The organism is Fictibacillus sp. B-59209 (assembly GCF_036216745.1).
Lineage (GTDB): Bacteria > Bacillota > Bacilli > Bacillales > Fictibacillaceae > Fictibacillus_C > Fictibacillus_C marinisediminis.
Genome location: NZ_JARMMC010000022.1, coordinates 39,051 through 61,430, shown reverse-complemented (window position 1 = coordinate 61,430; position 22,380 = coordinate 39,051). Strand labels below are relative to the sequence as shown.

Genomic DNA, 22,380 nt, shown 5'->3' with positions numbered 1-22,380 from the left:
TGTCTGGTGGCGATCGCGCAGAGGTCACACCCGTTCCCATACCGAACACGGAAGTTAAGCTCTTCAGCGCCGATGGTAGTTGGGGGCTTCCCCCTGTAAGAGTAGGACGTTGCCAGGCATCAACGAAGCACCGTTGGATTGATTCCAGCAGTGCTTTTTTGTATGTTCTTTTTTTTGACAATGATGGGTTTGGCATGTAAAGGCTGAAAAGTCGCACGTAAAGTCTCCATTCCCGCATGTAAACCCTTCAAAGTCGCACGTAAAAGGGCCAAAGCCGCAAGTAAACCCACCAAACCCGCAAGTAACGATCCCGAACAACAAAGTAGAACCTTCAAAACCTTATCCATTAGCCACAAAAAGATGATTTTCAAAGAGAATACGAAAGAATGAAGCCTATACAAACAACTAATTACTTGTTCTATTTTTCATTAAACCATCGAGGGATCAACCAAATAAGGTGGTCTGCATCTCGCTGCTTAGGGTGGGCTCGGAGCAAAGGAAATTCGGTGGTTAGCCATAGCGAAGAGGTCACACCCGTTCCCATACCGAACACGGAAGTTAACTCTTAAGCGCCGATGGTAGTTGGGGGCTTCCCCCTGTAAGAGTAGGACGTTGCCAGGCACGAATGAAGCACTGTTGGATTATCCAGCAGTGCTTTTTTGTATGTTCTTTTTTTGACAATGATGGGTTTGGCATGTAAAGGCTGAAAAGTCGCACGTAAAGTCTCCATTCCCGCATGTAAACCCTTCAAAGTCGCACGTAAAAGGGCCGAAGCCGCATGTAAACCGTACAAACCCACAAGTAACACTCCCAAATCACCCAAGGGCAGACCGTCTAGATCACTCTTATTCCGCCCCGCAGCCCTCCAATCGTACAAAAAAGGAAATTAAAAAACCTCAATTAGTCCCTTTCTCAACAAAACCCAAACACCGCACAAAACTTTTGAAATCTAAAACTTCCTTGAGCCCAGGCTCTGTAAAGTGTTGTCTGTTTTCGACACTGAAAAGTCTTCAATTGTTACGATTAATCCCAAAAATATCGGGTAATACTGTGATAGAAACACCTAGTCCCCCAATCATGAGAAAAGTATACATTAGTTGCATAAACCCTGAAAAAGCGTCTATAATATAATTGTATAGTCAAAGATAGTCAAAGTCAGAGGGGAGGGGAGCAGGTTGAAAAATATCTCAGACATCATTGAAGCATATTTAAAGCAGGTCATCGCGGGATCAAATGAGACGTTCATTGAAATCAAGCGTACGGATATTGCTGAAAAGTTCCAGTGTGTCCCTTCCCAAATTAATTATGTCATCAACACCCGTTTTACGGTGGAAAAAGGCTTTGTTGTAGAGAGTAAACGGGGCGGCGGGGGATACATTCGAATCATTAAAGTCAAAACAGAGAATTATGTCGACCTTATTGATCAGCTGCTGCTTCTTATCAATGATCGTATTTCACAAGGAAATGCGGAGAATGTTATTTTGCGGTTGCTTGATGAGCAGATCGTATCCGAACGCGAGGCGAGGATTATGCTAAGCGTGACAGATCGCTCTGTTTTACACGTGTTAGACCTTCCTGAACGTGATCAATTAAGAGCTGAATTATTAAAAGCAATGATTCGGACATTAAAATTTAGAACCAGATAACGATGTATCACATTTATTAATAGGGAGGGGAAAAAAATGTTCTGCCAGGAATGCAATGAGCGGCCTGCCACTTTACATTTTACGAAGATTGTAAACGGCAAGAAAACAGAATTCCATATTTGTGAGCATTGTGCAAAAGAAAAAGGAGAATTCCTTCCGGGGTCGAATACTTTCTCTATTCATCAGCTGCTCTCTGGATTGCTTTATGGAGATCCTTCCATTTCGGGAACGGCTTCTCCAGGACTTTCTCAACAGTCGGTCCAGGCTTGCCCTCAGTGCGGCATGACCTACAATCAGTTTGCCAAATCCGGCAGATTTGGCTGCAGCCATTGCTACGAAGTTTTTGATTCGAAGCTGGACCCTATTTTAAAGAGGGTGCATGGCGGGAATACAAGACATGCCGGGAAAATTCCGAAACGGATTGGCAGCGGGCTTCAAGAAAAACGCGAATTGGAAAAATTAAAGCAAGCGATGCAGCAGTATATTTTAAATGAGGAATTTGAGAAAGCGGCAGAGACACGTGATCAAATTCGGCTTTTGGAAAAGCAAAAGCACCGGGAAAAGGGGGAATAGAGCATGTCACTTGAACATTTTATAAGTGAAGCTATCAGTCCCTGGATGAAAAAAGAAGGACCTGATTCAGATATTGTGTTAAGCAGTAGAATCCGGCTGGCCCGAAACCTCGAAAAATATAATTTTCCAGATCTGGCTTCCAAGGAGGAATCAGAGGCTGTTATTCAGACATTAGCGGGGGCTTGTAAGGAAAATAGCTGCGGGAATTTCGGAGAGTTTGAAATTCTTCATCTCGATCAGCTAAAACCTCTCGCAAAAAGGGTATTGGTAGAGAAGCACTTAATCAGCCCTCATCTTGCAGAACAATCAAAGTTTGGTGCAGTGATGCTTAATCATGATGAGTCTGTGAGCATCATGGTCAATGAAGAAGACCATCTCCGGATCCAGTGCCTTTTTTCGGGTTTCCAGCTGAATGAGGCTTTAACCCTCGCAGCTGAATTGGATGACTGGATCGAACAAAAGGTGGATTATGCGTTTGATGAGGAACGAGGCTACCTGACCAGCTGCCCGACGAATGTTGGAACAGGATTGCGTGCTTCTGTTATGATGCATCTGCCAGCTCTGGTCTTAACGAAACAAATCAGCCGTATTATACCGGCAATCAACCAGCTGGGTCTCGTAGTCCGTGGGATATATGGGGAAGGAACGGAAGCTCAGGGCAATGTTTTTCAAATCTCCAACCAGATAACCCTTGGAAAATCAGAAGAAGATATTGTGGAGGATTTGCGGGGTGTCGTCCTTCAGCTTATTCAGCAAGAGAGAACAGCAAGAAAAACTCTGCAGGACGGTTTGAAAATCCAGCTTGAAGACCGGATCTTCAGGTCGTATGGAGTTCTGGCGAACAGCCGGATCATCCAATCGAAGGAAGCTGCACAGTGCCTATCCGACGTCAGGCTGGGAATAGACCTTGGAATTGTTGAAGGAATTTCCCGATCCATATTAAATGAATTAATGATACTTACACAACCGGGCTTTTTGCAGCAATATGCCAATGAAATGTTGAATCCTGATGAGCGTGATATCCGTAGGGCAACGCTAATAAGGGAAAGAATCAAACTTGAAGAAGCTTAAAATTTGAATGGGAGTGTGAATGATTATGATGTTTGGTCGATTTACAGAACGAGCTCAAAAGGTACTTGCGCTGGCACAGGAAGAAGCAATCCGTTTAGGCCATAATAATGTTGGCACCGAGCACATTCTGCTTGGCTTGATCCGTGAGGGTGAAGGAATTGCCGCTAAGGCGCTTCACGTTCTTGGTCTTGGACCTGAAAAGATCCAAAAAGAAGTAGAAACCTTAATTGGACGCGGCCAGGAATCCGTGCAAACCATCCATTACACTCCAAGAGCAAAAAAGGTTATTGAACTATCCATGGATGAAGCCCGTAAACTGGGACATTCTTACGTGGGCACGGAGCACATCCTGCTAGGACTGATCCGTGAGGGTGAAGGAGTGGCAGCCCGTGTACTGAATAATCTCGGAGTGAGCTTGAATAAGGCTCGCCAGCAGGTGCTTCAGCTTCTTGGAAGCAATGAGGCATCATCCAATCACCGGGGTTCTTCTACGAACGCGAACACACCGACACTTGACAGCCTTGCAAGAGATCTGACGGCGATTGCGAAGGATGGAAGCCTTGATCCAGTCATCGGCCGTTCTAAAGAGATTCAAAGGGTCATTGAGGTACTGAGCCGCAGAACGAAGAACAACCCAGTCCTCATCGGTGAGCCGGGTGTTGGTAAAACGGCGATTGCAGAAGGTCTTGCTCAGCAGATCATCAATAATGAAGTTCCGGAAACGCTTCGTGATAAAAGGGTCATGACACTCGATATGGGAACGGTCGTTGCCGGTACCAAGTATCGCGGTGAATTTGAAGACCGTCTCAAGAAAGTCATGGATGAGATCCGCCAGGCGGGGAACATCATTCTATTTATCGATGAGCTGCACACATTGATTGGAGCAGGCGGAGCAGAAGGCGCCATCGATGCATCGAATATTCTTAAACCGGCCCTTGCCCGCGGTGAGCTTCAATGTATCGGAGCGACCACACTGGATGAGTACCGAAAATATATTGAAAAGGATGCAGCGCTTGAACGCCGCTTCCAGCCAATCACAGTAAATGAGCCGACAAAAGATGAAAGTACACAGATTTTGCAAGGTCTCCGCGATCGTTATGAAGCGCATCACCGTGTCACCATTACAGATGATGCCATCGAAGCAGCCGTAACGCTGTCTGATCGTTACATTTCCGATCGCTTCCTACCGGATAAAGCGATTGACCTGATCGACGAGGCAGCTTCCAAAGTGAGACTGCGTTCCTATACTGCACCGCCAAACCTAAAAGAGCTTGAACTGAAGCTTGAAGAAGTTCGCAAGGAGAAAGATGCTGCTGTTCAAAGCCAGGAGTTTGAAAAAGCAGCTTCCTTAAGAGATACTGAGCAGCGTCTTCGCGAGGAACTTGAGAAAACGAAGAATGTATGGAAAGAAAAGCAAGGTCAGGAGAATACAGAGGTAACACCAGAGGATATCGCGCAGGTCGTCTCCAGCTGGACCGGCGTTCCAGTCTCCAAACTGGCTGAAGAAGAAACGGAACGCCTGTTGAAGCTGGAAGAGATTCTTCATAACCGTGTCATAGGGCAAAATGAAGCGGTTCAGTCCATCTCAAAAGCGATTCGCAGAGCCCGTGCCGGCTTGAAAGATCCGAAGCGTCCGATCGGTTCGTTCATCTTCTTGGGACCTACTGGAGTAGGTAAAACCGAGCTGGCCCGTGCGGTAGCCGAATCCCTGTTCGGTGATGAGGATGCGATCATCCGCATTGATATGTCTGAGTACATGGAGAAACATACGACTTCACGACTCGTTGGTTCACCTCCAGGCTATGTAGGACACGAGGAAGGCGGACAGCTGACAGAGAAAGTACGACGCAAGCCATACTCTGTTATCCTGCTTGACGAGATCGAAAAAGCGCATCCTGAAGTGTTCAACATTCTGCTTCAAGTGCTTGAAGACGGACGCCTGACAGATTCTAAAGGGCGTACAGTAGACTTCCGCAACACCGTCGTCATCATGACATCCAACGTTGGAGCCAGCACGCTCAAGCGCAACAGCTCTCTAGGGTTTACGGTTCACACGGAAGATCAGCAGTATAATGACATGAAAACGAAAGTGATGGCTGAGCTAAAAAAAGCCTTCCGTCCAGAGTTTTTAAACCGTATTGATGAGATTATTGTCTTCCATGCCCTTGAAAAGACACATCTCAAACAGATCGTTACACTTATGGCCGATTCACTTACCAAACGTTTGAAAGATCAGGGCATCGAGATCGAAATCACTGAAGCGGCACTCGATAAGATCACCGATGAAGGCTATGATCCGGAGTACGGAGCGCGTCCATTGCGCAGAGCCCTTCAGCGTAAGATCGAGGATCGCCTGTCAGAAGAACTGCTAAAAGGAAACATCAGCAAAGGAAACACCGTCAAAATTGATGTGGATAATAATGACTTTGTTGTTGAGACCGTCGGTGCTACATCGTAAATGATGGGATTTGTCCAATTGTATAGAAATAAATACAAAAACCCGGGAGGCAGTCACGTCTTCCGGGTTTTTGTCGAATCATTTTCTGTATTTTATCTAAATTCCAAATGCCCCCATTGGAAAGAGAGCCTGCTTTTTTGATAAGATAAAGACAGCAAGATTAAAAAAAGAGAGAATGGTCCAGCTGCTCCATAGCAGTCTGGAAATAGAGGAGAAATGGATGGCCAAAAACAAGTCTGTTTTTATGTGCCAGGAATGTGGGTATGAATCACCGAAATGGATGGGAAAATGCCCGGGATGCAACAAATGGAACACAATGGTGGAAGAAGTCATCAAGCGTGATACCCAGACAAGAGGCCTGACAACTTCTTCGGCTTCAGGCACCCAGCAAAAGCCCCAATCCATAGTTGATATAAAAAGTGAACAGGAGCCGCGCATCAACACTCATACGATTGAGCTGAACCGGGTGCTCGGCGGAGGGATTGTTCCTGGTTCATTGGTGCTCGTTGGAGGAGATCCTGGAATCGGGAAGTCCACCCTTCTGCTGCAAACCTCGGCAAAACTGGCCCAGCACGGGCAAAAAGTGCTTTATATTTCAGGTGAAGAATCAGTAAAACAGACGAAACTCCGGTCTGATCGGCTGAATATATCGGCGGGAGATCTTTTTGTCCTGGCTGAAACTGACCTTGATCTTATTGAAAAAGCCGTAACAGAAATCAATCCGTCGGTCGTCATTATCGACTCCATACAGACGGTCTACCGTCCGGAGGTCACAAGTGCCCCGGGAAGTGTCTCTCAGGTCCGGGAGTGCACATCCCATTTTATGAGGATTGCCAAGACGAAAGGGATTGCTATTTTTATCGTCGGACACGTAACGAAGGAAGGTGCGATTGCCGGACCGAGAATGCTTGAGCATATGGTGGATGCGGTGCTTTACTTTGAAGGTGAGCGGCATCACACGTACAGAATCTTGCGTGCAGTCAAAAACCGCTTTGGATCAACCAATGAGATCGGCGTGTTTGAGATGAAAGAGCTTGGGCTGTCAGAAGTCCTCAATCCTTCTGAAATTTTTCTTGAGGAGCGTTCAAAAGGAGTAGCCGGATCGACTGTTGTTGCTTCCTTGGAAGGAACAAGGCCCATGCTCGTAGAAATACAGGCATTAGTATCTCCTACAAGTTTTGGAAATCCGAGAAGGATGGCAACAGGCATCGATCATAACCGAGTCTCATTGCTTATGGCGGTCCTTGAAAAAAGGGTGGGCCTCCTGCTTCAGAATCAGGACGCCTATTTAAACGTCGCCGGCGGTGTGCGTCTGGATGAACCAGCTGTTGATCTGGCCGTTGCCGTAAGCATAGCATCGAGCTTTCGGGATGCTCCTACCCGGCCGACAGATGTTATGATCGGGGAAGTCGGCCTGACAGGAGAAGTGCGCCGGGTTTCAAGAATCGACCAGCGGATTCATGAAGCTGCGAAACTTGGTTTCGAGCGGGCGATTATCCCGGATAAAAACCTCGGGGGATGGACAATCCCTAAAGGAATTGAAGTGATTGGTGTGTCTACTGTTGAAGAGGCATTGCACTATACTTTGGGAGGATAAGGTATGGATCATATACTAAGAGAAGCGATCATCAGCAACATGCTCCAGCTCGTTGCGCCAGGAACACCCCTCAGAGAGGGTATAGACAATGTACTCCGCGCCAATACTGGCGGCCTCATTGTTGTCGGCTATAATGATAAAGTTACACAGCTTGTTGACGGAGGATTCTCCATCAACTGTAAATATTCCCCGGCATCTCTTTATGAGCTCGCTAAGATGGATGGAGCCATCATCCTAAGTGAAGATGCCTCTCGCATCCTATATGCCAATACGCAATTGGTGCCTGACACGTCTATTCCGTCTACCGAAACCGGAATCCGGCACAGGACTGCTGAGCGTGTAGCCCGGCAGACCGGAAATCTTGTTATATCGATATCTCAGAGACGTAATGTCATCACGCTCTATCAAGGTGTGATCCGCTATTCATTGAAAGACATCGGTGTCATTTTAACAAAAGCAAACCAGGCCATCCAGACCCTCGAAAAATACAAGGTTGTGTTCGACCAGAGCGTAACAAACCTTGGTGCTCTTGAATTTGAGGAGCTTGTGACATTTCAGGAGGTCTCCCAGGTCATCCACCGTATTGAAATGGTTCTAAGAATAAAGAGCGAAATCATAAAATATGTTAATGAATTGGGTGTAGAGGGAAGATTAATACGGATGCAGATGGAAGAACTTGTATCTAACATAGAAGATGAGGCAGTTCTTTTAATCAAAGATTATGTAAAAGACAGAAAACATGACCCGGCACACATTCTCCGTCAGCTCAAAAAGCTTTCCAGCGACGAGCTGTTTGATGAAAATGTCATTGTGAAACTGCTGGGACACTCCCCTTCTTCCAATGTGCAGGATGAAACCGTTCATCCGCGTGGCTACCGCATCCTTTCAAAGATTCCAAGGCTGCCGACGCTCATTGTGGAAAATTTAATCGGAACATTCGACAGTCTTCCGAGTATTTTGCGAGCTTCTATCAAAGAGCTGGATGAAGTAGAGGGCATCGGAGAAATCCGTGCCAAGAAAATTAAAGAAGGCCTGAAACGGATTCAGGAGCAGCTTTTTGTAGACAGGCATATATAAATGGGTAATTTTTATGGAAATTATCAAAAGAGCACGTTTCAAAACAGACAATCTGTAAATAATGGTTAAGGGAGGTGAAATGCATGCTTAAAAGATTTGTACAGCTGTTTTTTGTTGTTGTTGGTGGCATGCTTGGTTTTATCTATGTCCCTGACATTATCCGTATTCTCAATTTGGGTGATCTGCCGTCAGAATTGACTTCATCTTATGCGGGCGCCGTCTTAGGGGCACTTATATTCTTTTTATCTACGTTTTGGGTGACTGATTATATTGTTGGGCTGATCCGGTGGGTGGAAGAAACCGTCGTAAAAGCTCCGGTCACTGATGTTCTTTTTGGAACGATGGGACTTATATTCGGACTTATAGTTGCTTTTTTTGTACAACTTCCTCTTAATAACATCAATATTGTGGTGTTCAGTTCGGTTCTGCCCATATTTCTAACGTTGTTATTAGGCTACCTCGGTTTCCAGGTTGGTTTTAAAAAGCGGGATGAGCTGATTAATCTGTTCTCCATTAACCGCTCAGGAAAAGAACGGAAAAAGGATACGGAAGAAGAAAAGCTTAAAGGAAAATATAAGATTCTAGATACGAGCGTCATCATTGACGGAAGAATCGCGGATATCTGCCAGACCGGTTTCCTTGAAGGCCCGCTCATTATTCCTCGCTTTGTGCTGGAAGAACTTCAGCATATTGCCGACTCGTCCGATGTATTGAAACGGAACAGAGGAAGGCGCGGACTTGATATTCTCAACCGCATCCAAAAGGAACTCTCCATCAAAGTTGAGATCTACGAAGGCGACTTTGAAGAAGTGAGCGAAGTGGACAGCAAATTGGTGAAACTCGCCCAGCTTCTGTCCGGTATCGTTGTAACGAATGATTTTAATTTAAACAAAGTATGCGAGCTTCAAAATGTGTTAGTATTGAACATAAATGACCTTGCCAACGCAGTGAAACCGGTCGTATTGCCTGGTGAAGAATTGATCGTGCAGGTGATAAAAGACGGCAAGGAGCATAACCAGGGTGTTGGCTATCTTGATGACGGAACGATGATCGTGGTGGAAGAAGGCCGAAACTATATCGGTAAGACCATCGATGTCCTCGTGACGAGCGTACTGCAGACTTCTGCGGGACGGATGATTTTTGCCAAGCCGAAACTTCTGGAGAAGGCTTTATAATTAACGAGCTTACAAGAGAGCCATTGATTTCTCTGTACGCGGTATAGTGTGGTGGAGAAGATTGTTGGAATATAGCGTAGTCATTCCTGCTGCAGGCCAGGGAAAAAGGATGAATGCAGGAAAGAATAAACAATGGATCGAACTGAACGGCAAACCGCTGATCGCTCATACACTTTCTGTATTTGAAGAGGATCCGTGGTGCCGGGAAATCATCCTGGCTGTGAATCGGTTGGAACAGGCTCAATTCCAGGAATTGGCCGAAAAAGGACGTTTTCAAAAGATTGTCCGGATTGTAGAAGGCGGAGCCGAACGGCAGCACAGTGTTTTTGAAGGATTAAAAGCAGTGCAGCACACGGAACTGGCACTCATTCATGATGGTGCACGTCCCTTTGTGGAAAGAGAAAACATTCATGAACTTGTACTGAAAGCGAATGAAACAGGAGCGGCCATCTTGGCTGTTCCTTTAAAAGATACGGTAAAAAAAGCAACAGGCGGAACCGTGTATGAAACGGTAGACCGTGCGAGCTTGTGGGCTGTCCAGACCCCACAAGCTTTTCGTCTGCCTGTCGTACTTGACGCTCACCGGATGGCAGCCGAAGCTGATTATCTAGGTACGGACGACGCCAGCCTCGTAGAACAAATGAACTACCCGGTATCCATCGTTGAGGGAGATTATCTAAACATTAAATTAACAACTGTGCATGACATACTATTCGCCAATGCCATATTGGCACAAAGGGAGAGGGGAAAACATGATTCGAGTAGGACAAGGCTATGATGTGCACCAGCTCGTCGAAGGGCGCCCTCTGATTATCGGAGGCATCACCATTCCTTATGAAAAGGGGCTGCTCGGCCATTCTGACGCGGATGTTCTGCTGCATGCTGTAACGGACGCATTGCTTGGAGCAGCGGGTGAAGGCGATATCGGCAAGCATTTTCCGGATACGGACGCAGCTTTTAAAGATGCGGATTCAAAAAAACTGCTTCAGGAGTCCTGGGATTTTGTAAAGAATAAAGGCTATATTCTAGGGAACGTCGATTGCACGATCATTGCCCAAAAGCCAAAGATGGCTCCATATATTGAAGAGATGCGAAATGTAATCGCCGGGATATTCGGTGCTGAAACGGATCAGATTAATGTGAAGGCGACAACGACTGAGAAACTGGGTTTTACCGGCCGCAGTGAAGGGATTGCCGCTAACGCAGTCATCCTTATTACAAAAAAGTAGACAAAGTGGTACAATGGGAAAAGCAAAAAATATATCGAGGTGGAATTGAAATGTCAAACGAAGTAAGGGTACGGTATGCACCAAGCCCAACAGGACATTTACATATAGGGAACGCAAGAACAGCATTGTTTAACTATTTGTTTGCCCGCCACAATAACGGCAAGCTAATCATCCGTATTGAGGATACTGACCAAAAACGAAATATCCAGGGCGGAGTGGAAAGCCAGCTGACGTATTTAAAATGGCTGGGCATCGATTGGGACGAAAGCATTGATGTCGGCGGAGAGTATGGCCCGTATACTCAGATGGAGCGTTTGGACATCTACAAAAAACACTATGAGGACTTGTTAGACCGCGGCTTGGCTTACCCGTGCTACTGTACAGAGGAAGAGCTTGAAGCGGCACGCGAGGAGCAGGTTGCCAAGAACGAGACGCCTCATTACTCAGGCAAGTGCCGCCATTTGACGGAAGATGAGCGTAAGGCGCTTGAAGCAGAAGGAAGAAAGCCAAGCATCCGTTTTGCTGTGCCGGCAGACCATACGTATACGTTTGATGATATGGTAAAAGGACATGTTTCGTTTGATTCCAATGGAATTGGCGACTATGTCATCGTGAAAAAAGACGGTATTCCGACTTATAACTTTGCCGTAGCTATAGATGATCACTTAATGAAGATTTCTCACGTACTGCGCGGGGATGATCACATCTCCAATACACCGAAACAGCTTATGGTCTATGAAGCATTTGGCTGGGAGCCGCCAGTGTTTGGCCACATGACGCTGATCTTTAATGAAAACCGCAAGAAACTGAGCAAACGCGATGAGTCCATCATCCAGTTTATTGAACAGTACGAACAGCTGGGATACATTCCTGAAGCTTTGTTCAACTTCATTACCTTGCTTGGCTGGTCTCCGGTTGGAGAAGAAGAGATCTTCACGAAGGAAGAGTTCATTGAAATCTTTGATCCTTCCAGACTGTCTAAAGCACCCGCTATTTTTGACAAGCAGAAGCTGCTTTGGGTAAACAACCAATACATGAAAAAGCAAGACCTTGAAACAGTGATGGAACTTACCCTTCCGCATCTTATTGAAGCAGGAAGGCTCAAAGAGAACATGACTGAGGAAGACCGCGAGTGGGCATCCAAGCTCATCTCCCTCTATCAGGAAAAATTAAGCTATGGCGCTGAGATCGTGGAACAGACAGATGTCTTCTTTAAGGATCAGATTGAATATGAAGAAGAAGCGCTTGAAGTTTTGAAAGGCGAAACGGTTCCTGAAGTCATCGCTGCCTTTAAAGGCCATGTCGAAGCGATCACGGATTTCTCTGCGGAGGAAGTGAAAGCGGCGATTAAAGCGACACAAAAGGAAACGAAGCAAAAAGGGAAAAATCTGTTCATGCCGATTCGCGTGGCGACTACAGGCCAGACGCATGGTCCAGATCTTCCTCAAGCTATCTCATTGTTTGGCAAGGAAGAGATCCTGAAACGCCTGGATAAAACAGCATCCCGCCTATCATAATTTTTTGTCAGGCAAAATTAGTTAACATTTTGCTCCTAATGTAATATATTAAAAGAAATTAATTACAGCGACAGCAAGGATGAGGAGAGTAAGTTTGCCATTTTCCTATCAGAGAGAACCGCCATGGGCTGAGAGCGGTTTATGAAAAGGAAACTGAAATGCACCTCGGAGCCTTTTATCGAACCGATACAGTAGATAAAAGCGGCCCTCCACGTTACGGAGTACAAGGAGAACAGCAAAAATACGGCATTATATTCCGTTTTTGCTGTTAAACAGAGTGGAACCGCGCAAAAAGCGTCTCTGTGCATACGCACAGTGGCGCTTTTTTTGCTGGAGCGGGCAGAGCAAGGGCCATGGATAAGTTTACTGGCGGAAATGAAGGGTTTACTGTCCGAAAGTGCACATTTACTGTCTAAAATGAAAATTTACTGGCGAAAAGCACACGTTTACCGGCCGAATGGGGATTACGGTAAACTAGCGGTTCAGCAGCTGCAGGAGCTTCAGCTTTTCTCGATCCAGCTTCAGCAGGCAGGGCCTCGGCCGCTTCACACTCCCACCACAACACAAAAAGCGTGTTGCTGTGTAAGTGTTCCACCGTCTTTCGGCCCTAAACGCCTGCTTCAGCTTTTCTAACTAAGGGGGGATTACAATGTGGAAACGCATGAGGGAGGATATACAGGCTGTCTTTGAGAATGATCCGGCAGCGCGCAGCAAGCTGGAGGTGGTTCTTACCTACTCTGGCCTGCATGCAATATGGGCACATCGGCTGGCACATAAGTTGTTCAAACGAAACTTTTTGTTTTGGGCCCGGGTCGTTTCGCAGATCAGCCGCTTTTTTACAGGAATTGAGATTCATCCGGGTGCACAGATCGGGCACCGGTTTTTTATAGACCATGGTATGGGTGTGGTCATAGGGGAGACCTGTATTATCGGTAATGATGTTACCTTGTATCAGGGGGTAACACTTGGTGGTACTGGTAAAGAAAAAGGTAAACGCCACCCGACCATTGAGGACCATGCTTTAATTGCGACAGGTGCAAAAGTATTGGGATCCATCACAATTGGGAAACATTCTAAGGTAGGAGCAGGATCTGTTGTTTTGCGGGATGTACCTCCGAATTCGACAGTTGTTGGGATTCCTGGTCGGATTGTTATCCAGGATGGAATGAAAATTGGCAAAGAACTGGATCATTGTAACCTGCCTGATCCGGTGGCCTCTCAGTTCAGAGAGGTTCAGGAAGAGCTGGAACGATTGCAGGAAGAGATTGAACGTTTACGAAAGGGAAGTGAAGTACGATGAGTTTAGTTATTTATAATACGTTGACGCGTCAAAAAGAGGTATTCAAACCTCTCGAAGAAGGGAAAGTAAAGATGTATGTATGCGGACCAACCGTCTACAATTATATTCATATTGGCAACGCGCGTCCGGCCATCGTCTTTGATACCGTAAGACGCTATCTCGAATATCGCGGCTATGATGTAAACTTTATTTCCAACTTTACGGATGTGGATGACAAACTCATTAAGGCGGCAAAAGAGCTTGGTACTGATGTGCCGGCAGTCGCAGAACGTTTTATCCAATCCTATCATGAAGATGTTTGCGCGTTGGGTGTACAAAAAGCGGACCACCATCCGCGGGTGACCGAAACGATGCCTGAAATCATTGATTTTATCAGCAAGCTGATTGAAAAAGGTTATGCATATGAAGCAAAAGGCGATGTTTATTTTAAAACCCGCTCGTTTGAAGGATATGGCAAGCTTTCTCATCAGTCGATCGATGACCTTCGTTCGGGTGCACGTATCGAAGTGGGTGAAATTAAGAAGGATCCGTTGGATTTCGCATTGTGGAAAGCGGCGAAAGAAGGGGAGATCTTCTGGGAAAGCCCTTGGGGCAATGGACGTCCGGGATGGCATATCGAGTGCTCGGCCATGGCTAAAAAATACCTTGGTGATTCCATTGATATTCATGGCGGCGGCCAGGATCTTACCTTTCCGCATCACGAAAATGAGATTGCTCAGTCTGAAGCCCTGAACGAAGCACCGATGGCCAAGTATTGGATGCATAACGGCTATATTAATATCAATAACGAAAAAATGTCCAAATCGCTTGGGAATTTTGTTCTCGTCCATGACATGATCAAAGAATATGATCCTCAAGTCATCCGCTTTTTCATGATGGCGGTTCACTACCGAAATCCGATCAATTTCAGTGATGAACTGCTTCAAAGCGCACATGCCAGTTTGAGTCGAATCCGTACAGCATACGAGAACTTGAAACACAGACAGGAAGTCAGTGCTGACCTGGCGGAAGATACAGCAGTTTGGGAAGCGAAAGTTTCGCAGTTTAAAAAGGACTTCATTTCTGAGATGGATGATGATTTTAATACAGCCAACGGAATTGCTGTCTTGTTTGACGCGGCTAGGGAAGCTAACGTTTACCTGCAGTCTGAAAACACATCCAAAAGTGTGCTGTCTGATTTTATCACCCTCTTTGAAGAGCTTACCGGGGTACTTGGTTTGGCCCTGTCAGCAGAAAAAGAACTGCTTGATGAAGAAATTGAAGCACTGATCGAAGAACGCAACAAATCAAGAAAAGACCGTAATTTTGCGAGAGCAGATGAAATTCGTGACCAGCTGAAGGATATGAACATCATCCTGGAGGATACTCCGCAGGGTGTCCGCTGGAAGAGGCAATAAATGAGCAGACAGATTTCGAGTTCGGATATAAAACAACTGAACGGGATGACGCTGGCTTACATGGGAGATGCTGTACTTGAAACATTTGTACGGCATCACCTCATCCATACCGGCCAGGTGAAACCGAACCGGCTTCATACCCTGGCAACCAAATATGTTTCAGCCAAGGCCCAGGCTTCTGTTGTTCTTCGCTTGCTTGATGAGAAATTTTTTGACGAAGAGGAAGTTAGTGTCATTATGCGGGGCAGAAACGCAAAGCAAGGTTCCGTGCCCAAAAACACAGATGTACAAACGTACAGGTATGGGACAGGCTTTGAAGCGATTATTGGCTATCATCATCTGCTTGGGAATGAAGAGCGGTTACAGACCATTTTTGAAAAAGTAGTTTCTTTCGTCGAACAGGCGGGAGAGGGAGGAAAAAAATGAGCGAAGAATTTATTATTGGCAGAAACCCTGTACTTGAGGTATTGCGTGCGGGAAGAGACATAAACAAAATATTTGTAGGTGAAGGCTCACAGAAAGGGCCGGTCAGCCAGGTCATTCATATGGCGAAGGAGAACAATGTCCTCGTGCAGTTTGTTCCGAAGCGCAAACTCGATCTGCTGAGTGACGGGGGCAATCACCAAGGAGTGATCGCTGCAGTTGCCGCATACGAATATTCAGAGATCGATGATTTATTTAAAAAAGCAGAGGAAAAAGGTGAAGAGCCTTTCTTCATCATCCTTGATGAGATTGAAGATCCCCACAACCTCGGATCCATTATGCGTACGGCAGACGCAGCAGGCGCCCACGGAATTATCATCCCTAAGCGGAGGGCGGTCGGATTGACGGCCGCTGTAGCAAAAGCCTCAACTGGAGCGATCGAATATATTCCGGTCGTGCGTGTGACCAACATCGTACAAACAATGAAAGAGCTTAAGGAGCGCGGCATTTGGTTTGTAGGAGCCGATATGAAAGGAAAGGAAGATTACAGGGAAGCCGGACTTGATATGCCAATCGGACTTGTCATCGGAAGTGAAGGCAAAGGCATGGGCAGGCTGGTTAAAGATACGTGTGACTTTCTTGTACGCCTGCCGATGGAAGGGAAAGTTACTTCTCTCAATGCTTCAGTCGCAGCCGGCCTTTTATTGTATGAGGTTTACCGCAAACGCCATCCGCTGTCATCATAATGGATAATATTTTACTCGTTGATGGCTATAATGTCATAGGCGCCTGGCCTGAACTCCGGTCATTAAAGGATGCGGACTTTGCAAAAGCACGCGATATCCTGATTGAAAAAATGGCAGAGTATCAGGCCTTTACAGGCTGCCGGGTCATCATTGTATTCGATGCCCATATGGTAGCTGGAATGGAGAAGAAAGCAAAGAATTACAAGGTTGAAGTGATTTTCACAAGGGAAAACGAAACGGCCGATGAAAGAATCGAGAGGCTGGCTTCAGAGTACAAAAATGTGAATACACGCATCTTTGTAGCAACCTCCGATTATACGGAGCAATGGGTTGTTTTTGCCAAAGGCGCTTTAAGAAAGTCATCCCGAGAGCTAAAGGTCGAAATGGACGATATAGAGAAAAGAATTGAGCGGAAAGTCAAGAAAGCGAGAGAACGAAACTTTTCCAGCATCTCCCTGTCCGAGGAAGTAGCTGAAATATTCGAAAAATGGCGAAGAGGTCAAAAATAAACAATCTTGACGCTTTTTCATGACATGCTGTATAATATTGTTATATTTTGCCTTGCATTCAGGCTCTGACGGGGGGATTGTCGTGAGCATTTACCTCAAAGAAATGACGGTTCTGGATTATGAACAGATTGAAGATGAAAGTCTGGTTGAACATGTCCATGAAGGAGACAGTGCTGCACTGGAATTTTTAATTAACAAGTATAAAAATTTCGTGCGCGCAAAAGCTAGATCCTACTTTTTAATCGGAGCTGACCGGGAGGATATTATCCAGGAAGGCATGATTGGCCTTTATAAGGCAATCAGGGATTATAAAGAGGACAAGCTTTCATCCTTTAAGGCTTTTGCCGAACTGTGCATCACGCGGCAAATGATAACGGCTATTAAGACAGCCACAAGGCAGAAACATATTCCGCTCAATTCCTATGTATCATTGGACAAGCCGATCTATGATGAAGAATCGGACAGGACGCTGATGGATGTAATTTGCGGGACGAAGGTTACCGATCCGGAAGAGTTGATCATTAACCAGGAAGAGTTTGATGATATTGAACTGAAAATGGGAGAGATATTGAGTGACCTCGAGCGAAAAGTGCTGATGCTCTACCTGGACGGAAGATCGTATCAGGAAATTTCGATCGATCTGGACAGGCATGTGAAATCGATCGACAATGCATTGCAGCGGGTGAAGAGGAAGCTCGAACGATATCTTGAGTTAAGAGAAATAACGTTATAAGCAGGGATCCCCCTGCTTTTCTTTTTTTATTTCAATAAAGTTTTCCGGAACGCGAAAGGGCACGATCTTCTCTCATGAGCCGTTCCGACCTTTATTGACAAGCCTTTTGGGCTGTGATAATGTGGTAAAAGTAGTATAGATATTGTGGATGAGTGGGTCTTAACAGCACGGAAGGTGTTATTATGCGAAAAAAAGTTATTTTAGCCTGCGGTCAATGCAACAGCCGAAATTATACCACCATGAAAAACCAGGCGGAAAATCCTGAACGTATCGAGGTTAAAAAGTTTTGCAGTCATTGCAATGCGCACACTACCCACAAAGAAACGAAATAAAAGGCCGGCTAGCCGGCTGTTTTCAAAGTAAGAAAGGTAAGACTAAGACTGTGAGGAATTCGGCAGGGCTATGTCTAGCTGCAGCGCCCACCCAGATCGCTTCCGCTTTTCTTACTCATATATCAATCAGGTAATGGGGGTAACATGATGGCTGACATTGCTGAAAAAACAAGGAAATCACCTGCAAAGTTTTTATCCGATGTTAAGAAGGAAATGAAAAAGGTAAGCTGGCCGAAACGTGATGAGCTGATCCGCTATACAACTATAACGGTCGTAACAGTGGTTTTGATGGCAATCTTTTTCTGGGCAGTTGATCTTGGTATTTCGAAGCTTATTGAACTCATTTTAGACTAGTTTGATTATATAGAAACATAACTGGATACAATGCTAGAGTATATCCGCTTAGGAGGGAAAGGACACGGGTTGTCCCGATGAATATGGAAAAAAACTGGTATGTCGTTCATACTTATTCAGGGTATGAAAACAAAGTGAAAACGAACCTGGAAAAGCGCGTGGAATCAATGGGAATGTCGGACAAGATCTTCCGTGTACTGGTTCCTGTTGAAGAAGAAACAGAAATCAAGAACGGCAAAACAAAAACCGCTATGAAAAAGGTGTTTCCTGGATATGTTTTGACTGAAATGGTCATGACGGATGATTCATGGTATGTGGTTCGAAATACGCCGGGTGTTACAGGATTCGTCGGATCTGCAGGAGCGGGTTCAAAACCGACTCCGCTCTTGCCTGAAGAGGTTGAACACATTCTTAAAGGCATGGGCATGGAAGAGCCTCGCATCGAAGTGGATTATGAGCTGAAGGAAGCGGTCAAAGTTAAAGAAGGACCGTTTGCTGACTTTGTCGGTACCATCGAAGAAATCGATCCGACAAAACGAAAACTCAAAGTTCACGTGAATATGTTTGGCCGCGAAACCCCGGTTGAATTAGATTTCAACCAGGTCGTCAAGCTTTAATTTTTGAAGTAATTTCAAAAACACTTGAAATCCAACTTAAAAAGTGATAGACTTTTTAATGTTTGATATTTCTAAACATCTGCTTTCTCCTAAGCAAGGGGGAAGCGTATTTTTGAGTGGGAGGGTATATCATACCCATATACCACATCACGGACTTAAGGAGGTGTGTCGCGTGGCTAAAAAGGTTATTAAAATGGTAAAGCTTCAGATCCCTGCTGGTAAAGCAAATCCGGCACCACCGGTTGGACCTGCACTAGGACAAGCTGGTGTTAACATCATGGGATTCTGTAAAGAGTTTAACGCTCGTACTGCTGATCAAGCTGGTTTAATCATTCCGGTTGAAATCACGGTTTTTGAAGACCGTTCATTTACATTCATCACTAAAACTCCTCCGGCTGCTGTTCTACTTAAAGTAGCTGCTGGAATCGAGTCTGGTTCAGGTGAGCCGAACAAGAAAAAAGTTGCAACTGTAAAACGTGATAAAGTTCGCGAAATTGCAGAATCAAAAATGCCTGACCTAAACGCTGCAAATGTTGAATCTGCAATGCGTATGGTTGAAGGTACAGCACGCAGCATGGGAATTGTTATCGAAGACTAATTCTAATGCTTCCAAAGGGTTGCGAGTAAAGGAGACATCCTACCGGTAACGGTTCGCAACCTTTATTAATGGAACCAAAGCCGGACGGAACGCGCGATAATCATCGGCGTTCCCAAAAAGGCATGGCGGCCTCAAAATCTCGAGAGACCGCTTAAGTGGGAGGAATATCCGCTAAACCACATAAGGGAGGAAATTTTTACAATGGCTAAAAAAGGAAAGAAATACCAAGAAGCGGCTAAATTAGTAGACCGCCAAAAATCTTATGAAGCTTCTGAAGCAATCGAGCTTGTTAAAAAGACTGCGACAGCTAAGTTTGATGAGTCTGTAGAAGTAGCAGTACGTCTTGGAGTAGATCCTAAGAAAGCGGACCAACAAGTTCGTGGCGCTGTAGTACTTCCGCACGGAACTGGTAAAACTCAACGTGTGCTAGTATTTGCTAAAGGCGAGAAAGCGAAAGAAGCAGAAGCTGCTGGAGCAGATTTCGTAGGCGATACTGACTACATCAACAAAATCCAACAAGGTTGGTTTGATTTTGATGTAATCGTAGCAACACCAGACATGATGGCTGAAGTTGGCCGTCTTGGACGCGTATTAGGGCCAAAAGGTTTAATGCCTAACCCTAAAACTGGTACAGTTACATTTGAAGTTGAAAAAGCGGTTAACGATATTAAAGCTGGTAAAGTAGAATATCGTGTAGATAAAGCTGGAAACATTCACGTGCCGATCGGTAAAGTTTCTTTCGACAACGACAAGTTGGCTGAGAACCTTGGTACAATCATCGACACATTGCTTAAAGTGAAACCAGCTGCTGCGAAAGGGACTTATGTTCGTAACGTAGCAATCTCTTCTACAATGGGACCTGGAATCAAAATTAACCCATCTAACTTTTCTCTTAAAAAATAGTTGACACACATTAATTAGACTGTTATAGTTGTTAATGTTGTAAATAAATATCTATGTCATGCCGTAGACAGCGGGGGCTTAATGCTTAATTATCCTGCCGAGGTGTGTAGCACAGAATAAATCAATTATTGATTGCTTAATTTCTGACACTACGCCTTCATGTCTAACATGAAGGCTTTTCTTATGGCTACGGTATGAAGATGACTAGACTATTCTACAGGAGGTGTAAGGATGAGCAGTATTCTTGAAACTAAGAAGCAATTGGTTTCTGATATCGCTGGACAATTGCGTGAGAGCAAATCAACAATTCTTGTTGACTATCGCGGTTTGACTGTAGCGGCAGTAACTGAGCTTCGTAAACAACTTCGTGATGCTGGGATCGAGTTTAAAGTATACAAAAACTCAATGGCTCGACGTGCAGCTGACGAAACTGGCTTATCTGAGCTTAACGAGCATTTGGTTGGTCCTACAGCGATTGCGTTCAGCAATGACGATGTAGTAGCTCCAGCTAAAATTCTTAACAACTTTGCTAAGGAAAATGATGCTCTTGAGATCAAAGCAGGTGTAATTGAAGGCCGTATCGCATCGGTTGAGGAAGTTAAAGCTCTTGCAGATCTTCCATCACGCGAAGGACTTCTTTCTATGTTACTCAGCGTGCTTCAAGCGCCAATTCGCAACTTTGCGTTGGTTACTAAAGCAGTTGCTGAACAAAAGGAAGAACAAGGCGCATAAGCTTTGCGTTTTAACTGATTTATAGATTTAACTAACTAAGGAGGAAATTATAATGTCTAAAGAAATCATTGAAAGCTTAAAAACTATGACAGTTTTAGAACTTAACGACCTAGTTAAGGCAATTGAAGAAGAGTTTGGTGTTACTGCTGCAGCTCCTGTAGCTGTAGCTGGTGGAGCTGCTGGTGCAGACGCTGCTGCTGAGCAAACTGAGTTTGATTTAGTTCTTACAAGCGCTGGCGCTTCTAAGATCAAAGTTATCAAAGTAGTTCGTGAGCTTACAGGCCTTGGTCTTAAAGAAGCTAAAGAACTAGTTGACGGCGCTCCAAGCAATGTTAAAGAAGGCATTGCTAAAGAAGAAGCTGAAGAAATGAAAGCTAAACTTGAAGAAGTTGGAGCTTCTGTAGAAGTTAAGTAATTTCAAATCAAAAAGGGTTCGCCAACAGGCGGACCTTTTTATTTGGAAGATAAGAAAGCATGAAAACTATGGAGCATTCGGCGAAGTATTGTCCAGCTCCAGCGCCCAGGGCTGAAAACGTATTTATTGTTTTCAGCATAAGTCCTCGGAGGGCGAATTGAAAAACCACAATTCGTCTTAGGTCGCTTCACTCTTGCCCCTCAACACAAAAAGCGTGTTGCTGTGCATGAGTTCCGGCGGTTGTCGGACTTAAACAGGGCACTTGCGCTTATCTTGAGTAATCTTGGTCATACTGATAACAGGAATTCCTTTTAAGGAAAGGAAGATGAACATGGGTGGTCATTATTATTCTGAGCGGCCGGACGTAAAAAGCGATCCGAAAAACTGGACGTTTACGCTTAGAAACCATGAGTTCAAATTCACATCTGATTCCGGTGTCTTTTCAAAAAAGGAAGTGGACTTCGGAAGCCGATTGCTGATTGAAGAATTTGTATCTCCGGGAATTGAAGGAGATTATTTGGATGTTGGATGCGGCTATGGACCGATTGGACTCGCGATTGCTAAAGAAAATCCTGGCCGGCGTGTGCTGATGGTGGACATTAACGAGCGCGCCCTGGAATTGTCTGCGGAAAACGCGAAGAAAAACGGGATCTCCAACATCGAAGTGCGAAAAAGCAGCCTGTTTGAAAATGTTGCAGAAATGGGATTTGCGGCCATTCTTACAAACCCTCCCATCCGTGCAGGAAAAAAGGTTGTCCATCAGCTGTTTGAAGATTCGTATGATAAATTGCAGACTGATGGGGAATTATGGATAGTCATTCAAAAGAAACAAGGTGCTCCATCTGCGATTGAAAAACTTCAGTCCGTATTTGCGGAAGTGGAGACTGTTTCAAAAAGTAAAGGGTACTATATTATTCGAGCGATAAAACGTTGACTCTGTATGGAGTCTATGCTAATATTATAAAATGCCAATGAATT

Annotated in this window: 25 protein-coding genes, 2 rRNA genes and 2 other annotated features; all 27 genes read left to right on the top strand. The window is 45.1% G+C overall.

Annotated features, from left to right (window positions below; translation table 11 throughout):
• Positions 1–2: 2 nt before the first annotated feature.
• The 27 genes from rrf (P4361_RS19220) to P4361_RS19090 all read left to right on the top strand — a co-directional run bounded on the left by rrf (P4361_RS19220) (position 3) and on the right by P4361_RS19090 (position 22,336).
• A 5S ribosomal RNA gene (rrf, locus tag P4361_RS19220) occupies positions 3–118 on the top strand.
• 387 nt (positions 119–505) lie between these two features.
• Positions 506–621: ribosomal RNA gene (gene rrf / locus P4361_RS19215) — 5S ribosomal RNA — on the top strand.
• A gap of 554 nt (positions 622–1,175) precedes the next feature.
• Entirely contained in the window at positions 1,176–1,646 is a 471-nt protein-coding gene (locus P4361_RS19210) for a CtsR family transcriptional regulator (RefSeq protein ID WP_053356229.1), read from the top strand.
• 36 nt (positions 1,647–1,682) lie between these two features.
• Positions 1,683–2,219, top strand: a complete 537-nt coding sequence (locus P4361_RS19205; protein WP_328090552.1) for a UvrB/UvrC motif-containing protein — start codon at positions 1,683–1,685, stop codon at positions 2,217–2,219.
• Positions 2,220–2,222: 3 nt separating this feature from the next.
• The gene (locus P4361_RS19200; RefSeq protein WP_053356227.1) at positions 2,223–3,290 is read left to right on the top strand and encodes a protein arginine kinase; all 1,068 of its coding nucleotides are present in this window, start codon (positions 2,223–2,225) and stop codon (positions 3,288–3,290) included.
• Between the two features lie 25 nt (positions 3,291–3,315).
• Positions 3,316–5,748: an ATP-dependent protease ATP-binding subunit ClpC gene (gene clpC / locus P4361_RS19195; protein WP_328090551.1), complete on the top strand. Its 2,433-nt coding sequence runs from the start codon at positions 3,316–3,318 to the stop codon at positions 5,746–5,748.
• 220 nt (positions 5,749–5,968) lie between these two features.
• Complete coding sequence (gene radA / locus P4361_RS19190) at positions 5,969–7,345, top strand: DNA repair protein RadA (protein WP_053356225.1); 1,377 nt, start codon at positions 5,969–5,971, stop codon at positions 7,343–7,345.
• Positions 7,346–7,348: 3 nt separating this feature from the next.
• Entirely contained in the window at positions 7,349–8,422 is a 1,074-nt protein-coding gene (disA, locus tag P4361_RS19185) for a DNA integrity scanning diadenylate cyclase DisA (RefSeq protein ID WP_053356224.1), read from the top strand.
• A gap of 83 nt (positions 8,423–8,505) precedes the next feature.
• Positions 8,506–9,597 carry a PIN/TRAM domain-containing protein gene (locus P4361_RS19180; protein ID WP_053356223.1) on the top strand — a complete coding sequence of 364 codons (1,092 nt, stop codon included), beginning with the start codon at positions 8,506–8,508 and terminating at the stop codon, positions 9,595–9,597.
• 64 nt (positions 9,598–9,661) lie between these two features.
• Positions 9,662–10,375: a 2-C-methyl-D-erythritol 4-phosphate cytidylyltransferase gene (gene ispD / locus P4361_RS19175; protein ID WP_328090550.1), complete on the top strand. Its 714-nt coding sequence runs from the start codon at positions 9,662–9,664 to the stop codon at positions 10,373–10,375.
• Positions 10,350–10,826: a 2-C-methyl-D-erythritol 2,4-cyclodiphosphate synthase gene (ispF, locus tag P4361_RS19170; protein ID WP_328090549.1), complete on the top strand. Its 477-nt coding sequence runs from the start codon at positions 10,350–10,352 to the stop codon at positions 10,824–10,826. The genes ispD and ispF overlap by 26 nt, the downstream gene beginning before the upstream one ends.
• A gap of 50 nt (positions 10,827–10,876) precedes the next feature.
• Positions 10,877–12,343 carry a glutamate--tRNA ligase gene (gene gltX, locus P4361_RS19165; protein WP_328090548.1) on the top strand — a complete coding sequence of 489 codons (1,467 nt, stop codon included), beginning with the start codon at positions 10,877–10,879 and terminating at the stop codon, positions 12,341–12,343.
• A 67-nt stretch (positions 12,344–12,410) separates the two neighbouring features.
• Positions 12,411–12,648: a binding site (T-box leader), on the top strand.
• A 22-nt stretch (positions 12,649–12,670) separates the two neighbouring features.
• Positions 12,671–12,976 carry a hypothetical protein gene (locus tag P4361_RS19160; protein WP_091010590.1) on the top strand — a complete coding sequence of 102 codons (306 nt, stop codon included), beginning with the start codon at positions 12,671–12,673 and terminating at the stop codon, positions 12,974–12,976.
• Between the two features lie 16 nt (positions 12,977–12,992).
• Positions 12,993–13,643 (top strand): serine O-acetyltransferase EpsC, encoded by a 651-nt coding sequence (gene epsC / locus P4361_RS19155; RefSeq protein ID WP_053356219.1) that lies wholly within the window; start codon positions 12,993–12,995, stop codon positions 13,641–13,643.
• Entirely contained in the window at positions 13,640–15,040 is a 1,401-nt protein-coding gene (gene cysS / locus P4361_RS19150; protein WP_328090546.1) for a cysteine--tRNA ligase, read from the top strand. Before epsC ends, cysS begins: the two co-directional genes overlap by 4 nt.
• Positions 15,041–15,466, top strand: a complete 426-nt coding sequence (locus P4361_RS19145; protein WP_053356217.1) for a Mini-ribonuclease 3 — start codon at positions 15,041–15,043, stop codon at positions 15,464–15,466.
• On the top strand, positions 15,463–16,209 hold the full coding sequence (gene rlmB / locus P4361_RS19140) for a 23S rRNA (guanosine(2251)-2'-O)-methyltransferase RlmB (RefSeq protein WP_053356216.1): 747 nt from the start codon (positions 15,463–15,465) through the stop codon (positions 16,207–16,209). Before P4361_RS19145 ends, rlmB begins: the two co-directional genes overlap by 4 nt.
• Complete coding sequence (locus P4361_RS19135; protein ID WP_328090544.1) at positions 16,209–16,718, top strand: NYN domain-containing protein; 510 nt, start codon at positions 16,209–16,211, stop codon at positions 16,716–16,718. Before rlmB ends, P4361_RS19135 begins: the two co-directional genes overlap by 1 nt.
• A gap of 82 nt (positions 16,719–16,800) precedes the next feature.
• Positions 16,801–17,451 (top strand): RNA polymerase sporulation sigma factor SigH, encoded by a 651-nt coding sequence (sigH, locus tag P4361_RS19130; protein WP_053356214.1) that lies wholly within the window; start codon positions 16,801–16,803, stop codon positions 17,449–17,451.
• A 182-nt stretch (positions 17,452–17,633) separates the two neighbouring features.
• The gene (rpmG, locus tag P4361_RS19125) at positions 17,634–17,783 is read left to right on the top strand and encodes a 50S ribosomal protein L33 (RefSeq protein WP_062240211.1); all 150 of its coding nucleotides are present in this window, start codon (positions 17,634–17,636) and stop codon (positions 17,781–17,783) included.
• Between the two features lie 144 nt (positions 17,784–17,927).
• Positions 17,928–18,137, top strand: a complete 210-nt coding sequence (gene secE, locus P4361_RS19120) for a preprotein translocase subunit SecE (RefSeq protein ID WP_425590291.1) — start codon at positions 17,928–17,930, stop codon at positions 18,135–18,137.
• Positions 18,138–18,220: 83 nt separating this feature from the next.
• On the top strand, positions 18,221–18,754 hold the full coding sequence (gene nusG / locus P4361_RS19115) for a transcription termination/antitermination protein NusG (protein WP_053356211.1): 534 nt from the start codon (positions 18,221–18,223) through the stop codon (positions 18,752–18,754).
• A gap of 172 nt (positions 18,755–18,926) precedes the next feature.
• Entirely contained in the window at positions 18,927–19,352 is a 426-nt protein-coding gene (rplK, locus tag P4361_RS19110) for a 50S ribosomal protein L11 (RefSeq protein ID WP_053356210.1), read from the top strand.
• A gap of 201 nt (positions 19,353–19,553) precedes the next feature.
• Entirely contained in the window at positions 19,554–20,255 is a 702-nt protein-coding gene (gene rplA, locus P4361_RS19105; RefSeq protein ID WP_328090542.1) for a 50S ribosomal protein L1, read from the top strand.
• 43 nt (positions 20,256–20,298) lie between these two features.
• Positions 20,299–20,446 (top strand) — a sequence feature (ribosomal protein L10 leader region).
• A 40-nt stretch (positions 20,447–20,486) separates the two neighbouring features.
• The gene (gene rplJ, locus P4361_RS19100; RefSeq protein WP_062240216.1) at positions 20,487–20,987 is read left to right on the top strand and encodes a 50S ribosomal protein L10; all 501 of its coding nucleotides are present in this window, start codon (positions 20,487–20,489) and stop codon (positions 20,985–20,987) included.
• 52 nt (positions 20,988–21,039) lie between these two features.
• Positions 21,040–21,402 carry a 50S ribosomal protein L7/L12 gene (gene rplL / locus P4361_RS19095; protein ID WP_053356207.1) on the top strand — a complete coding sequence of 121 codons (363 nt, stop codon included), beginning with the start codon at positions 21,040–21,042 and terminating at the stop codon, positions 21,400–21,402.
• Between the two features lie 331 nt (positions 21,403–21,733).
• Positions 21,734–22,336 carry a class I SAM-dependent methyltransferase gene (locus P4361_RS19090; RefSeq protein ID WP_091010597.1) on the top strand — a complete coding sequence of 201 codons (603 nt, stop codon included), beginning with the start codon at positions 21,734–21,736 and terminating at the stop codon, positions 22,334–22,336.
• Positions 22,337–22,380: the final 44 nt, after the last annotated feature.

Coding starts and splice junctions, on each gene's coding strand:
- P4361_RS19205 (WP_328090552.1), top strand. CDS start 1,683: ATGTTCTGCCAGGAATGCAATGAGCGGCCTGCCACTTTACATTTTACG.
- P4361_RS19200 (WP_053356227.1), top strand. CDS start 2,223: ATGTCACTTGAACATTTTATAAGTGAAGCTATCAGTCCCTGGATGAAA.
- clpC (WP_328090551.1), top strand. CDS start 3,316: ATGATGTTTGGTCGATTTACAGAACGAGCTCAAAAGGTACTTGCGCTG.
- radA (WP_053356225.1), top strand. CDS start 5,969: ATGGCCAAAAACAAGTCTGTTTTTATGTGCCAGGAATGTGGGTATGAA.
- disA (WP_053356224.1), top strand. CDS start 7,349: ATGGATCATATACTAAGAGAAGCGATCATCAGCAACATGCTCCAGCTC.
- P4361_RS19180 (WP_053356223.1), top strand. CDS start 8,506: ATGCTTAAAAGATTTGTACAGCTGTTTTTTGTTGTTGTTGGTGGCATG.
- ispF (WP_328090549.1), top strand. CDS start 10,350: ATGATTCGAGTAGGACAAGGCTATGATGTGCACCAGCTCGTCGAAGGG.
- gltX (WP_328090548.1), top strand. CDS start 10,877: ATGTCAAACGAAGTAAGGGTACGGTATGCACCAAGCCCAACAGGACAT.
- epsC (WP_053356219.1), top strand. CDS start 12,993: ATGTGGAAACGCATGAGGGAGGATATACAGGCTGTCTTTGAGAATGAT.
- cysS (WP_328090546.1), top strand. CDS start 13,640: ATGAGTTTAGTTATTTATAATACGTTGACGCGTCAAAAAGAGGTATTC.
- P4361_RS19145 (WP_053356217.1), top strand. CDS start 15,041: ATGAGCAGACAGATTTCGAGTTCGGATATAAAACAACTGAACGGGATG.
- rlmB (WP_053356216.1), top strand. CDS start 15,463: ATGAGCGAAGAATTTATTATTGGCAGAAACCCTGTACTTGAGGTATTG.
- P4361_RS19135 (WP_328090544.1), top strand. CDS start 16,209: ATGGATAATATTTTACTCGTTGATGGCTATAATGTCATAGGCGCCTGG.
- rpmG (WP_062240211.1), top strand. CDS start 17,634: ATGCGAAAAAAAGTTATTTTAGCCTGCGGTCAATGCAACAGCCGAAAT.
- secE (WP_425590291.1), top strand. CDS start 17,928: ATGATGGCTGACATTGCTGAAAAAACAAGGAAATCACCTGCAAAGTTT.
- nusG (WP_053356211.1), top strand. CDS start 18,221: ATGGAAAAAAACTGGTATGTCGTTCATACTTATTCAGGGTATGAAAAC.
- rplA (WP_328090542.1), top strand. CDS start 19,554: ATGGCTAAAAAAGGAAAGAAATACCAAGAAGCGGCTAAATTAGTAGAC.
- rplJ (WP_062240216.1), top strand. CDS start 20,487: ATGAGCAGTATTCTTGAAACTAAGAAGCAATTGGTTTCTGATATCGCT.
- rplL (WP_053356207.1), top strand. CDS start 21,040: ATGTCTAAAGAAATCATTGAAAGCTTAAAAACTATGACAGTTTTAGAA.
- P4361_RS19090 (WP_091010597.1), top strand. CDS start 21,734: ATGGGTGGTCATTATTATTCTGAGCGGCCGGACGTAAAAAGCGATCCG.